The organism is Achromobacter marplatensis (genome assembly GCF_049060505.1).
Classification (GTDB): Bacteria; Pseudomonadota; Gammaproteobacteria; order Burkholderiales; family Burkholderiaceae_B; genus Achromobacter; species Achromobacter marplatensis_A.
Genome location: NZ_JBMGRB010000001.1, coordinates 796,378 through 809,868 on the forward strand (window position 1 = coordinate 796,378; position 13,491 = coordinate 809,868).

14 protein-coding genes are annotated in these 13,491 nt (G+C 64.9%); 10 read left to right on the forward strand and 4 right to left on the reverse strand.

The features are described 5' to 3' along the window. Positions 1-4 precede the first annotated feature (4 nt). The 6 genes from ACI0FO_RS03525 (at position 5) to ACI0FO_RS03550 (ending at position 6,308) form a co-directional block, all read left to right on the forward strand. Positions 5-1,069, forward strand: a complete 1,065-nt coding sequence (locus tag ACI0FO_RS03525; RefSeq protein WP_416024150.1) for a sulfate/molybdate ABC transporter ATP-binding protein — start codon at positions 5-7, stop codon at positions 1,067-1,069. Further along, positions 1,066-1,836 (forward strand): phosphoadenylyl-sulfate reductase, encoded by a 771-nt coding sequence (locus ACI0FO_RS03530; protein WP_416024151.1) that lies wholly within the window; start codon positions 1,066-1,068, stop codon positions 1,834-1,836. Before ACI0FO_RS03525 ends, ACI0FO_RS03530 begins: the two co-directional genes overlap by 4 nt. Positions 1,837-1,876: 40 nt before the next feature. Further along, complete coding sequence (gene cysD, locus ACI0FO_RS03535; protein WP_416024153.1) at positions 1,877-2,785, forward strand: sulfate adenylyltransferase subunit CysD; 909 nt, start codon at positions 1,877-1,879, stop codon at positions 2,783-2,785. A gap of 41 nt (positions 2,786-2,826) precedes the next feature. Beyond that, positions 2,827-4,125 carry a sulfate adenylyltransferase subunit 1 gene (locus ACI0FO_RS03540; RefSeq protein WP_416024155.1) on the forward strand — a complete coding sequence of 433 codons (1,299 nt, stop codon included), beginning with the start codon at positions 2,827-2,829 and terminating at the stop codon, positions 4,123-4,125. A gap of 213 nt (positions 4,126-4,338) precedes the next feature. Further along, a complete protein-coding gene (locus ACI0FO_RS03545; RefSeq protein ID WP_416024157.1) occupies positions 4,339-5,787 on the forward strand; it encodes a PA0069 family radical SAM protein in 1,449 nt (482 codons plus the stop codon). 59 nt (positions 5,788-5,846) lie between these two features. Further along, complete coding sequence (locus ACI0FO_RS03550; protein ID WP_416024158.1) at positions 5,847-6,308, forward strand: hypothetical protein; 462 nt, start codon at positions 5,847-5,849, stop codon at positions 6,306-6,308. A gap of 12 nt (positions 6,309-6,320) precedes the next feature. Here ACI0FO_RS03550 and ACI0FO_RS03555 read toward each other — a convergent pair whose 3' ends face one another. Further along, positions 6,321-7,193 (reverse strand): EamA family transporter, encoded by an 873-nt coding sequence (locus tag ACI0FO_RS03555; RefSeq protein ID WP_416024160.1) that lies wholly within the window; start codon positions 7,191-7,193, stop codon positions 6,321-6,323. 338 nt (positions 7,194-7,531) lie between these two features. Between ACI0FO_RS03555 and rplS the strand changes: the two genes are divergently transcribed. Then, on the forward strand, positions 7,532-7,912 hold the full coding sequence (gene rplS, locus ACI0FO_RS03560) for a 50S ribosomal protein L19 (protein WP_054423686.1): 381 nt from the start codon (positions 7,532-7,534) through the stop codon (positions 7,910-7,912). Between the two features lie 123 nt (positions 7,913-8,035). Then, positions 8,036-8,767, forward strand: a complete 732-nt coding sequence (locus ACI0FO_RS03565; RefSeq protein WP_416024161.1) for a CoA pyrophosphatase — start codon at positions 8,036-8,038, stop codon at positions 8,765-8,767. Positions 8,768-8,915: 148 nt separating this feature from the next. Here ACI0FO_RS03565 and rsgA read toward each other — a convergent pair whose 3' ends face one another. Together rsgA and ACI0FO_RS03575 are read right to left on the reverse strand one after the other, a co-directional pair. Beyond that, positions 8,916-9,881: a ribosome small subunit-dependent GTPase A gene (gene rsgA / locus ACI0FO_RS03570; RefSeq protein WP_416024163.1), complete on the reverse strand. Its 966-nt coding sequence runs from the start codon at positions 9,879-9,881 to the stop codon at positions 8,916-8,918. After that, complete coding sequence (locus ACI0FO_RS03575; RefSeq protein WP_416024165.1) at positions 9,878-11,128, reverse strand: M48 family metallopeptidase; 1,251 nt, start codon at positions 11,126-11,128, stop codon at positions 9,878-9,880. The genes rsgA and ACI0FO_RS03575 overlap by 4 nt, the downstream gene beginning before the upstream one ends. Before the next feature lie 61 nt (positions 11,129-11,189). On the opposite strand from ACI0FO_RS03575, the gene orn reads away from it, so the two are divergent. Next, complete coding sequence (gene orn, locus ACI0FO_RS03580; protein WP_006225115.1) at positions 11,190-11,735, forward strand: oligoribonuclease; 546 nt, start codon at positions 11,190-11,192, stop codon at positions 11,733-11,735. A gap of 127 nt (positions 11,736-11,862) precedes the next feature. Next, a complete protein-coding gene (locus ACI0FO_RS03585; RefSeq protein WP_416024168.1) occupies positions 11,863-12,486 on the forward strand; it encodes an NAD(P)H-hydrate epimerase in 624 nt (207 codons plus the stop codon). Positions 12,487-12,496: 10 nt separating this feature from the next. On the opposite strand, the gene paaX is transcribed toward ACI0FO_RS03585, so the two are convergent. After that, a complete protein-coding gene (paaX, locus tag ACI0FO_RS03590) occupies positions 12,497-13,426 on the reverse strand; it encodes a phenylacetic acid degradation operon negative regulatory protein PaaX (protein ID WP_416024169.1) in 930 nt (309 codons plus the stop codon). Positions 13,427-13,491: the final 65 nt, after the last annotated feature.

The window sequence follows — 13,491 nt, forward strand, 5'->3', positions numbered from 1 at the left end:
AAGCATGAGTATCGAAGTTCGCAATCTATCCAAGCAGTTCGGCCAGTTCCGCGCGTTGAACGACGTGTCGCTGCACATCGAAACCGGTGAGCTGGTGGCGCTGCTGGGGCCGTCCGGCTGCGGCAAAACCACGCTGCTGCGCATCATCGCCGGGCTGGAAGCGCCGGATTCCGGCAGTGTGCTGTTCGCCGGAGAAGACGCCACCTCGGTCGACGTGCGCCAGCGCCAGGTCGGGTTCGTGTTCCAGCACTACGCGCTGTTCAAGCACATGACGGTGTTCGAGAACGTAGCCTTCGGCTTGCGCGTCAAGCATCGGTCGCAACGCCCCGCCGAAGACCAGATCCAGCGCAAAGTGCACGAGCTCTTGACGCTGGTTCAACTGGACTGGCTGGCGGATCGTTACCCCGCGCAATTGTCGGGTGGCCAACGGCAACGCATTGCGCTGGCGCGCGCGCTGGCCGTCGAACCGCGCGTGCTGCTGCTGGACGAACCCTTCGGCGCGTTGGATGCCAAGGTGCGCAAGGAACTGCGGCGTTGGCTGCGCCGGCTGCACGACGAACTGAACGTGGCCAGCGTGTTCGTCACGCACGATCAGGAAGAAGCGCTGGAGGTGGCCGACCGCGTCGTGCTGATGAACGCCGGCCGCATCGAACAAGTGGGCACGCCGCGCGAAGTCTGGGAACAGCCGGCCACGCCGTTCGTCTATGGCTTCCTGGGCGATGTGAACCAGTTGCAGGGCGTGGCGGCGCGCGAGGTCTGGGAGGGCGCCGGCCTGTCGCTGCCCGCGCCCGGCCTGGCGCAAGCCGAAGCCCGGCGGGCAACCGCCTATGTGCGGCCGCACGAGTTCGATATCGAGCGTTACCGCGCGGGCGGCGAGGGCATCGCGGTGCGCCTGTCGCACGCGTATCTGGCCGGACCCAGTGCCTATCTGGAACTGGCCCGGGAGGATTCCGACACCATCATCGAAGCGGAGGTGCCCGAATACCTGTACCGGGAGCTGGACCTGCGCGACGGCGAGGTTCTGTTGGCGCGGCCCCGCCGCGCGCGCATTTTCGCGGTGCAATCATGACGGCGCATGCTGCGGTTTCTTCCCCCCTTTCTGCGGCCCTGCCGGCCGGTCTGGATGCGGGGTTGGCGCGCCGCTGGCGCGAGCTGCTTGACCGGTTGGCGCAAGTACAGCGCCGCTACCCGGACGCGGCGCTGGCGTCTTCGCTGGCGGCCGAGGACATGGTCCTGACGCACGCCATCTACGGTTCGGGCCTGGGCCTGGAAGTATTCACACTGGATACCGGCCGGCTGCATGCCGAAACCCTGGGCGTGCTGGACGCCGTGGATGCGCGCTATGGCCGCCGCGTCACGGTGTACCGGCCCGACACGGCTGCGGTCGACGCGCACGTGGCCGCGCATGGCGCCTATGCCTTTTACGAAAGCGTGGACCTGCGCAAAGCCTGTTGCCAGATCCGCAAAGTCGAACCGCTCAAGCGCGCGCTGGCCGGCCGCGGCGCGTGGATCACCGGCCAGCGCCGCCAGCAATCCACGACGCGCGGCGAGCTGCCGCTGGAAGAACACGACACGACCTTCGGCCTCTACAAATTCAATCCGCTGGCCGAGTGGAGCGAAGAAGAAATCTGGGCCGTGATCCGCGCCCTGGGTATTCCGTACAACCCATTGCACGACCAGGGCTACCCGTCGATCGGGTGCGAACCCTGTACGCGCGCGATCCGCCCGGGCGAAGACCTGCGGGCAGGGCGCTGGTGGTGGGAGTCGTCGGACTCCAAGGAATGCGGCCTGCATGCGGGCAACCGGGTCATCAGTGTCGTGGCGCGCGGCGACTGACGCCGATCACGAATTCGAAATCTGTTTTAGGGGAATACCTATGTCTGCTGTGATCCAACGCAGCCACCTGGATTGGCTGGAATCGGAAGCAATATTCATCTTGCGCGAGGTCGCCGCCGAAAGCGAAAACCCCGTGCTGCTGTTCTCGGGCGGCAAGGACTCGGTGGTGCTGCTGCGCCTGGCCGAAAAGGCCTTCCGCCCAGGGCGCTTTCCGTTTCCGCTCATGCATATCGATACGGGGCACAACTTCGATGAAGTGATCGCCTTCCGCGACAAGCGCGCCGCCGAACTGGGCGAGACGCTGATCGTGCGCAGCGTGGAAGATTCGATCAAGCGCGGCAGCGTGGTGCTGCGGCGCGAAACCGACTCCCGCAACGCAGCCCAGGCCGTGACCTTGCTGGAAGCGATCGAGGAGTTCGGGTTCGATGCCTGCATCGGCGGCGCGCGGCGCGACGAGGAGAAAGCGCGCGCCAAAGAACGCATCTTCTCGTTTCGCGACGAATTCGGCCAATGGGATCCCAAGGCCCAGCGTCCGGAACTGTGGAACCTGTTCAACACCCGCGTGCATCGGGGCGAGAATATGCGCGTCTTCCCGATCTCGAACTGGACCGAGCTGGACGTCTGGCAATACATCCAGCGCGAACAGCTGGCGCTGCCGTCCATCTATTTCACCCATGAGCGCGAGGTGGTCCGCCGCAAAGGCCTCTTGGTGCCAGTCACGCGCCTGACGCCGCCGCAAGACGGTGAGCAAGTCGAACGCCTGTCCGTGCGCTTTCGCACGGTGGGCGATATTTCGTGCACCTGCCCGGTGGCGTCCGACGCCGCCGACACCATCGCCATCATCGCCGAGACGGCAGTGACCGACATCACCGAGCGCGGCGCCACGCGCATGGACGACCAGACTTCCGAGGCCTCGATGGAGCGCCGCAAGAAGGAAGGCTATTTCTGAACGCAGGATACGCCGGCTCTGGCCGGCGGCAGGGGACGCACATGAACGCACTGAACGATTCTTTCCTTTCCGGCGCCGGCGACGGCGTGCTGCGCCTGATCACGGCGGGTTCCGTCGACGACGGCAAATCCACGCTGATCGGCCGCCTGCTGTATGACAGCAAGGGCGTGTTCGCCGACCAGCTGGACGCGATCTCGCGTGCCAAGCACAAGCGCGTGGCCGGCGACGGGATCGACTTCTCACTGCTGACCGACGGGCTGGAAGCCGAGCGGGAGCAGGGCATCACCATCGACGTGGCCTACCGCTACTTCTCCACGCCGGCGCGCAAATTCATCATCGCCGACGCGCCGGGGCACGAACAGTACACGCGCAACATGGTCACGGGCGCATCCACGGCGGACGTCGCCGTCATCCTGATCGACGCCACGCGCGCCGCCGACGGCAAGTTGCTGGCGCAAACCAAGCGCCACAGCACCATCGCCCGCCTGCTGGGCATTCGCCACATCGTGGTGGCGGTGAACAAGATGGACCTGGTGGACTGGGACCGCGCCGTGTTCGAGCGCATCCGCCAGGCCTACGCCGACCTGGCGGGCAAGCTGGGTATTGCGCACTTCGATGCGCTGCCGCTGTCGGCGCTCAATGGCGACAACGTCGTCACGCTATCGCCCAAAACGCCGTGGTACGAAGGGCAGCCGCTGCTGGCGCTGCTGGAGTCGCTGGACCTGGCCAGCGATGGCCGCGCGTTGCCGCTGCGCTTCCCCGTGCAATGGGTGGCGCGCCACGATGGCGACCGCAAGGAAGACTTCCGTGGCTATGCGGGCCGGGTGGCCAGCGGCGTGCTGCGCGCGGGTGATGCGGTCACCGTGCAACCCTCGGGCGTCACGGCGGTGGTGCGTGAAGTGCGCGTCTTCGACCGCGTGCAGGATGAAGCGGTGGCAGGCGATTCGGTCACGCTGGTGCTGGACCGCGATGTGGACGTGTCGCGCGGCGACGTGATCGTGCATTCGTCCGCGCCCGCGCAAGTGACGCGTGAGTTCGAAGCCGAGCTCTGCTGGCTGGATGCGCAGGCGTTGAATCCGGCGCGTAAATATCTGCTGAAGTCGGGCACGCGCCTGACATCGGCGAAGATCCGCGCCGTGCTCTCGCATCGCGACATCCACGAGTTGCAGGAAGTCGAAAATACCGAAGGCACTTTGCGCATGAACGACATCGGACGCGTGACGTTCACGACGCGCGAAGCGCTGGCGGTCGATCGTTATGCCGACGTACCGGCGACCGGCGCCTTCATCCTGATCGACGAGGCCACGCATCAGACCGCCGCGGCGGGCATGCTGCGCTGAGCCCGCGGGGCGGGCTGGAAAACAACGGCGTTTGTGGTCGTATTTTGCTGTTGTTTTTATTCCAAACCCAATGCTGGAGCGGCTCTCCGGCCCATATCGCCTGATGAAATCGATTTGTTCAGACGGGGCTCTCGTCTTGCGGTAAAGTGGGGTTGTCTTACGAAAAGGCTTTTGGTGCTTGTCAAAACCACTGTGTTTTTGTACAGTAGTTTTATGGCACGCACCGATCATTCTTTTCCCGCCGGTTCTGGGTCCCCGGCTGCCGCCCCCGCCGCCTTGCGCGGTCGGGGTGCGGTTACTAATGTTCGGCATCGCTTTCAGCGTGATGACCGTGTGCAGGTCGATGACGGCTGGTCCGCTTCCGGCCTGCCGGCCGACTACGTAGATTCCGTCCCCGAATTTGCTTCGGAATTTGCTTCCGAATTTCCTTCCGAACTCCCCGCTGATACACCCTCCCGCGAGCGGGTCATCCCGATCCTGCCTGATTCGCGCGTGGCGCCTGCCGCACCCAAGACCACCGTCACGGCCGAAGAAGCGCGCAAGATGCTGTCGCGCAACGACTCGCCCGACATTCCCTTCGATGTGGCCGTCAACCCGTACCGGGGCTGCGAACATGGCTGCGTCTACTGCTACGCCCGGCCCACGCATTCCTATTTGGGGCTGTCCCCCGGACTGGACTTCGAAACCCGGCTGGTGGCCAAGGCGAATGCCGTGCAGGCGCTGCGAGCCGAACTCAGCCGTCCCGGCTACAAGCCGTCTCCCATCAACATCGGCTCCGCCACGGACGCCTATCAGCCCATCGAACGCGACTGGCGGCTGACCCGTGGCCTGCTGGAGCTCATGCTGGAAACCCGGCATCCGGTCACGATCGTCACGAAAAACGCGCTGGTCGCGCGCGATGTAGACCTGTTGGCGGCGCTGGCCGAGCAGAAGCTCGTGGTGGTCTACATGAGCATCACCACGCTGGATGCCGGCATGGCCCGCACGCTGGAACCCCGGGCCGCCGCCCCTTGGCGCCGGCTGGAAACGGTCCGCACCCTGACGGAAGCGGGCGTGCCGGTGGGCGTGTTGGTGGCGCCGGTCATCCCGTTCATCAACGACGAATCCATGGAACATATCCTCCAGGAATCCAAGGCGGCCGGCGCCCATTACGCCAGCTACACCGTCTTGCGCCTGCCCTGGGAGGTCAAGACCTTGTTCGAGGACTGGCTCAACGCCCATTTCCCCGACCGCGCCCAGCGCGTGCTGCACCGCATTGAAGACCTGCGCAATGGCCGCCGCAACGATCCCAATTTCGGGTCGCGCATGCGTGGCACCGGCATCTGGGCAGATCTGCTGCGTCAACGTTTCGCCGTCGCCACCCGCAAGCTGGGGCTGAACCGCCATCGCCTTGCGCTGGACTGCGACCGTTTCCAGCCACCGCTGGCCTTGAACGCGACGCCGTCGCTGTTCGCCGCGGCCGAGGCTGGCGCGTCCGTCGCGTCCTCTTCCGCCGCGTCTTCTTCCGCCGCGTCTTCTTCCGATTTCCTATCCCCGGTTGGCGCGCAAGCGTCTTCAGGGGTCCCCTTTTCTGATGGATTGCCCGCAGTCAGCGGCGCAGTGGGCCGCGGTGCGCGCCAACTGCGCGCAATGGCGGCAGGCCAGTTGTCATTGTTCGACTGATTGCCGGTCGACGCCCCGGCGTCCGCCGCGGCATGGAATCGATTCTCCAAGGAGTTCCTATGAACACCGCTGATATTTCTGTTTTGTCGGACGAGCTTGCCGTCACGCTCAACCCGTTGCGCCGCAGCGCGCATCGCGCCCGGGCGGTATGCGCCAAGCTGGCGGGCCTGGCAATGCCGTGGCCCCCCTCATCGGCCGACGCCCAGCCGCGTCATCGTGCGCGCCCCGGCTCCATGCCCGCCCGTTGGCCCTTCCCGCCGGCGCCGGTGGAAGACGACGCCGCAGGCCGCGGGATGGTCCCCGCCCAGGCGCCGGTGGCAACGGTTGACCCCGTGGCGCCGGTTGCCGCCAGTACGCCCACGGCGTCCGTCGCGCGCGAACGCAGCCTGGGCAACGCCACGGTTGAACCCGTCACGTCTCAGGTCACCATGAAGGCCATGGTGATCGATGTGGTCATGGTGTTGGCTTGGGGCGCGATCATCCCCGGACTGATGTGGCTGGGCGCGGCCGCCGGTTTCTAGGCGGCCGGATGTTCAGCTGGAACCCAGCAGGATGACGCCCGCCAGAATGGACAGGCAACCGGCCAGACGCCCGGGCCCGACCTTCTCGCGCAGCAGGAACATGCCCGCCAAGGTGCCCAGCATCATGGACATTTCGCGCGCGGGGGCCACCAGGCTCAGCGGCGCGCCATTGCGCAAAGCGTAGAGCACCAGGATGTACCCCAGCGGAGACAGCAGGCCCACGGCCAGCGCCAGGTGCCAATGCCCACGCATCGATTCCCAGGCCTGAGCGCGGCGCCCCAGCATGTGCGGAGTCATCATCGCCGTGCGGGTCACGCAAGTGAACCAGTCGAATAGCACGGGGCTGATCAGCAAGACCTTGACGCCGTAGGCGTCCACCACGGTGTAGGCGGCGATGAACAGGCCGATCACCACGCCCCAGCGCACCCCCACCCAGGCCTGCGCCTGCTTGAAGATGGTCAGCCGGCCCTGGGTCGCGATCAGCAGCACGCCGATGACCACGCACAGCATGCCGATGATGCCGGTGCTGGTGGCGGGTTCCCCCAGCAGCAGGAAGGCGCCCGTGGTCGAAAGCAGGGGGCCGGTGCCCCGGGCGATGGGGTACACCACGGACAGGTCGGCCACCTGATAGCCACGCTGCAGGCACAGGCTGTAGCCCAGATGCAACAGGCTTGAAGTCAGGATGGCGGCCACGACAGGCCAGGTCCACGTCATGCCGTCGTGCAGCAGCACCCAGATCACCCAAGGCGCATACAGCACCGAGGCGCACAGGCCGTAAGCAAAGACGAAGGGGGCGCCCACCATGGCCGCCCGCTTGGCAAGCAGGTTCCACGTAGCGTGGGCCATTGCCGCCAGGACAACCAATAACAGGGACGTATACGACATGAGGGAACAGCGTCAGATGACGTGTTTGTTACAGAAGTGGCAAGGGTACAGCAAAGCCACCAGAAGGTCGCCATTCTACCCGACGCCCACCGAAATTTTGGTGTAGAATCATTGGTTTGCCAAATCTCATCCTCTGCTTGCGGTACGAGCATTGCGGGAAAATCATGAGCGGCCCCGTGTAGAACTTCGAGTAAACGTCGGAGTAACCCCCTGGGCACACCCATTGATTGCCAGCCGTGCACACGCGAAGCCCGCCATCTGATGGCGACGCTTTTACGTGAACAACATCGAACGGCAAAAGTTTTAGTCCGCAAAGACATGATGACTTAGGAGTTCTAATGAACCTTATCGCTATCCTGGAACAGGAAGAAATTGCCCGTCTGACCGGCGGCCAAGCCAAGCCTGAATTTGCTCCTGGTGACACCGTCATCGTGAGCGTGAACGTCGTTGAAGGCACCCGCAAGCGCGTGCAGGCTTTCGAAGGCGTTGTCATTGCCAAGCGCAATCGCGGCCTGAACTCCGCGTTCACCGTGCGCAAGATTTCGTCGGGTGAAGCCGTGGAACGTACGTTCCAGCTGTACTCGCCGCAAATCGCTGGCATCGAAGTCAAGCGCCGCGGCGACGTGCGCCGCGCCAAGCTGTACTACCTGCGCAACCGCTCGGGCAAGTCGGCGCGTATCAAGGAAAAGCTGGTCAGCAAGCAAGCCCCGGCGGCTTGATCGCTTATCGGCACACGGCCCTACCAGTGTCGGACGTCCGCGCCATTCAGCGTTTCCGTCCGGCACAGGTTTCCGGGTTAAAAAGGCACCTGCGAGGGTGCCTTTTTCTTATTACAAAGCCGTATGTCTGATTCCTCGTATTCCGCGCGGCCTCGACGGCCGCTCGCGCGCCCCGGCTTCGATCCCGCGACGCAACCGTGGGTGGTGGCCAACGAGTCCTTGCCGGCCGTGCCTGCCAGCCTGCTGACCCCGGACTCCCTGCGGGGCACGCTCAGCCAGCCGTCCACCTGGACGCTGGAGCTTTCCCGCGACAACGACCTGCGCTATCCAGGCCGCGAAGGCACGCCCGTGCCCGCCGCAGTGCTGATTCCGCTGGTCACGCGCGACAACGGCGTGCACATCATGCTGACCCAGCGTGCCGCGCACTTGCACGACCATGCCGGCCAAATCAGCTTTCCGGGCGGACGCATCGAAACCAGCGACTCCACCCCGGTGGCCGCCGCCCTGCGCGAGGCGCACGAAGAAACGGGGCTGCCCTCCAACCATGTGGAAGTGCTGGGCAGCATGCCGCCGTACCTGACGGCGACGGGCTTTTCCATCATTCCCGTGGTGTCGCTGGTGCGCCCCGGTTTCGATCTGGCGCCCGACGCATTCGAGGTGGCCGAAGTGTTCGAGGTACCGCTGTCTTTCCTGATGGATCCCTCCAACCACCGCCTGTACGAAGCGCGGCTGGACGACGGGCGGGTACGCAACTATTACGGCATGCCTTACGGCGACCATTTCATCTGGGGCGCCACCGCTGGCATGCTGCGCAATCTCTACCACCTGCTGCGCAACGGATTCCAGCCGCGCTGACGGCGCCAGTCCGCCATGCGTCCCATGAAAATTGGCCCCTCTCGGGGCCATTTTTCATGGTGGGTCGCACCTGGGCGGGTCGGGCTTATGACAGCGCTTATGACAGGGTCGCGCCTTGTCGGGCCACGACTTGCGCCGGCCCTTTCATTCAATACCGTTGCTGGCCGGCCAGGTTTTCTTCCAGTATGCGTTCGTACAACGCATAGCGCAGCGGATTGATCTCGCCTGCCTGCAGGGCCGCGAGCACGCCGCACCCCGGTTCTTGCCGATGCGTGCAGTTGTAGAAACGGCATGCTTCGATGGGCTTCGTGAATTCCGGAAAGCCGCGGATGATGTCGTCGCGGGTCAGGTGCTGCAAACCGAAGGCCTGGAACCCGGGCGAGTCGATCAGGTCGCCGCCCGGATCGGGCAGGTGATAGAGCCGCGTGCTGGTCGTGGTGTGCTTGCCCATGTCCAGCGCCGTCGAGTGTTCGCGCGTGGCGGCGCCGGCGGTGGGAATCAAAGCGTTGAGCAGCGTGGATTTGCCCATGCCGCTCTGGCCCAGCAACAGATTGGTGCGGCCCGCCAGGTGCGGCGCCAGCAGCGCATGGACCTTTTCGGGTTCCAGCGCACTGAGTTCGATGACCGGCACACCCAGCGCCGCGATCGGCGCCAGGCGTGCGCGGGCGGCGGGCAATTCATCGGTCAGATCGGTTTTGTTCAGGATGATGAGCGGCGAGATACCCGCGCTCCAGGCCCCGGCAAGCGCGCGGCCGGTCAGGTCGTCCGAGAAGGTCGGCCGCACGGCGATCACGATCAGAAGCTGGTCCACGTTGGACGCGAACTGCTTGGAGCGCATGTCGTCCGAGCGGTACAGCAGGTTGCTGCGGGGCAGGATGGTGTCGATGGCGCCTTCATCGTTGCCCTGGGGCGTGATCTGGACGCGGTCGCCCACGGCGGCGCCCGCCTTCTTGCCGCGCGGGAAGCACTTGCGCACCGAGCCATCGGCCAGCTCCACCGTGTAATGCCGCCCATGCGCCGCGATGATGCGGCCTTCAAGCCCGGCTTGCGCGGCGGGGGCGCCCGCCGGCGCCGTATTGGGAGGTTTCCTGCTGCTGTTGTTGCGGGCGTTCATGCGGCGGTCGCCATCAGGTGGCGGATGCGCTCGGCGGCGGGGGGATGGCTGTCGTAGAAGGCGGAGTGCACGGGATCGGGGGTGAGCGTAGAGGCGTTGTCGTCGTAGAGTTTGACCAGCGCGGAAACCAGGCGTTCCGGCGAAGCTTGTTCGGCCGCATAGCGGTCCGCTTCAAACTCGTTCCGGCGCGAGAACCGGCTGATCAAGGGCGTGAGCATGAAAGTGAAGACGGGCAGGACAAGGACGAACAGCAAAAGCGCCATGGCGTCATTGCTACCGCCCAGTTGCGGTAAAACGCCCAGGCCCACGTAGAACCAGGGCTGCTGCGCGACCCAACCCAGAATGGCGAAGAACACCAGCGTCACCGCAAACCCGATGACGATCTGCTTGGTGATGTGCCGTTTGGCGAAGTGGCCCAGCTCGTGCGCCAGCACGGCTTCGATCTCGTCGCCGTTCAGCCGGGACAGCAGGGTGTCGAAGAACACGATGCGGCGCGAGCGGCCGAATCCGGTGAAATAAGCGTTGCCATGGCCCGAGCGGCGCGATCCGTCCATCACGAACAAGCCGTTGAGGGCAAAGCCGCAGCGCTTGGCCAAGCCTTGGATGCGGTCGGCCAGCGCCGGGTCGGTCAGCGGCGTGAACTTGTTGTAGAAGGGCGCGACGAACCGGGGGTAGATGACCTGCATGGCCACGCTGAAGGCCGACCACAGCGCCCAGGCCCAGATCCACCAGTAAGCGCCTGCGCTGCCCATAAGCCACAGCACGGCGGCGATCAGGGGCAGCCCGAGCAGGAACGCGAAGAACGCATTCTTCGCGCAGTCGCTGATGAACAGTTCGGGCGTCATGCGGTTGAAACCGAAGCGGGCTTCCAATTTGAACTGCCGCCATACCGCAAATGGCAGCCCCAACAAGCCCAGCAGCACGCCCATCACCGTCAGCAGCAGCAACTGCCGCAGGAAGTCATTGCTGGTAAGCTGGGCTACCGTCTGGTCGATGAATTGCAGGCCGCCCAGCAGCGTCAGGCAAACCAGCACGATCGCGTCGAACGTATGTTCAAGCATGCTCAGCTTGACCCGCGCCACCGTGTAATCCGCCGCGCGCTGATGGCTGTGCAACCCGATCCGATGGGAAAATTCGGCGGGCACCTGGTCGCGGTGGCGTACCACGTGGCGAATCTGGCGTGTCGCCAGCCACATGCGCACGGCAATATCGGTCAGCAGGAAAGCAACGAACAGCAATGTGAACATGGGCGAAGCGGTCGGCTCAAGTTGGGATGTGCGAAAATCGCGCGTTTTATAGGCAAATTATATGGCTGTGAACGAAAATCGCCTGGTTTGGCTCGACATGGAAATGACGGGGCTGGAACCTGAGAAAGAACGCATCATCGAAGTGGCCGTCGTGGTGACGGAGCCTGACCTCACGGTCGTCGCCGAAGGCCCCGTGCTGGTGATCCACCAGCCCGACAGCCTGCTTGACGCGATGGACAACTGGAATAAGTCCACCCATGGCAAGAGTGGCCTGATCGACAAGGTCAAGGCATCGACGGTGTCCGAGGCGCAGGCAGAGGATACGCTGTTGGCGTTTCTTGCGCAGCATGTGCCGGCCGGTAAATCGCCGTTGTGCGGCAACACCATCAGCCAGGACCGCCGCTTCATGTTTGCTTACATGCCGCGCCTGGAACAGTTCTTCCATTACCGCAACCTTGACGTCAGCACGCTGAAGGAATTGGCGCGCCGTTGGGCGCCGGCCGTGTACAAGGGATTCGAAAAGAAAAGCCGCCACGAAGCGTTGGCGGACATCTACGAATCCATCGACGAGCTCAAGTACTACCGCGAGCACTTCCTGAAGGTGTGAGCGGCGGCCAGGACCCCGGCGTAAACTGGGTAAGACCGACCCGCTGGCGGGATCTATCCTCTGGGTGGAATCCGTCGTTCGGGTGAGGCTCAATCCGTTGGGTAAAGCCCGTTGCCGCGTCTTCGCCATGCCGTCCTACTCCGTCGCTCAGATACGCCGCGCCGAACAGCTTGCCCTGGCTTCGGGCCGGGCGCTGATGCCGTTGGCCGGCCGGGCGGCCGCCGAATTCATCGCGGCCCGTTTCTCTCCTGACCACACCCTGCTGGCCCTGGCCGGTCCCGGCAATAACGGGGGCGACGCCCTGGAAGCCGCGACGCGACTGCTCGCGCTGGGATATTCGGTGCGGGTATTGCTGCCGTCCGGCCCCGCCCGCTTGCCACCAGACGCGGCCCGCGCCTGGGCCGGCTGGCATGCCACCGGCGGCGAGACGCAGACGTCGCTTGGGTCCGGAGACGTCCCCGATATCGTCATTGACGGCTTGTTCGGCATCGGTTTGAACCGCACGCTGGACGCGGACTGGCAAGCGCTGGTCGATACGGTCAACAGCTGGAACGTGCCGGTCCTGGCGCTGGATGTGCCCAGCGGCATCGACGCCGATACCGGCGCGGCGCTGGGACGGCCCATCCAGGCGCACTGGACGCTTTCCTTCATCGCCGCCACGGTCGGGCTATCGCGTCCCGGCCCCGGCCAGATCGCCGCCGGCGAACGTCATGTCGATACGCTGGGCGTGACCTTGTGTCCGCCCGCTTGAGGCAGGGCGTTCAGGCCGGCCGTCCGCCAAACCGCGATTCGATGTCGCCCGACAGCGGGAAATAGCGCTCGTTGTCTTGCCCGGCCAACGCGTTCAGATGCGTCTCCGACGCATCGAACACTTTCCAGTAGATCCGCCCGCACAGTTCGCGCGCCGGGTGTCCCGGCCAGTTTTCCGGCAGCATCGGGCTGGGAAGCTGGGGGTCGTGCAGCACGATCCGGCGCCAATTGTGCAGCAGCATGACGCGAACGACGAAGGCCTCCGAGGGGGCGGGCGTATCCTCAAGCAGCTTTTCCAGCGGGCCGAAGTTCCGCGAGAACTGACGGTATTGCTCGGCCACGTCTTCCAGGTTCCAGCATTGCGACGCCAGGCTGGCGATCGGCAGGCCGCCCGCGCCGGCCAGATCCCGGGCCGACAGCACCAGCGCCCGGTCCGGGATGCCCAGCTTGTCCAGGATGTCGTGCGCCGCCCGCGCCTCGGTGTGCGGATGGGCGAACAAACCCGGTGCGATCATGCCGAAGCCTTCCCAGACCAGTTCGCGCCGCAGCTCCGCGCGTTCGGCCAGGCCGTTGCCCGTGCGCGGCAACGCCACCAACGTCCATTCCCCATTCCAGTCTTGCGCCGCGCCCTCGTAGATGCGCTGCGACGCATGCGCCGTATGGCGCAGGCCGTGTTCGGAAATCAAATAAAGGCTGCGACGGCCATGGCGTTCGGATTGCAGCCAGTTCTGGGCGACCAGCCGGAACACGCTGGTGCGTAGCAGCCGTTCATTGATGCCCAACGGCGCCAGCAGCGCGATCAGGTCGCCGAGCCAAATGGCGCCGCCGTGGGGCGCGAGCGCGTCGCCCAGCAAGCTGACGCACAGGGATTTGGCGCGGGGCGGATCGCTTTTCAATAAGCGGGACAGAAAGCGGTCCAGGGGCGACTGAGGGTTTGCCATAAGAGGGGCCGCAAGCGGCCGATATCGGGATCCGCAATATGATACATAAATCCAATGTGATACAG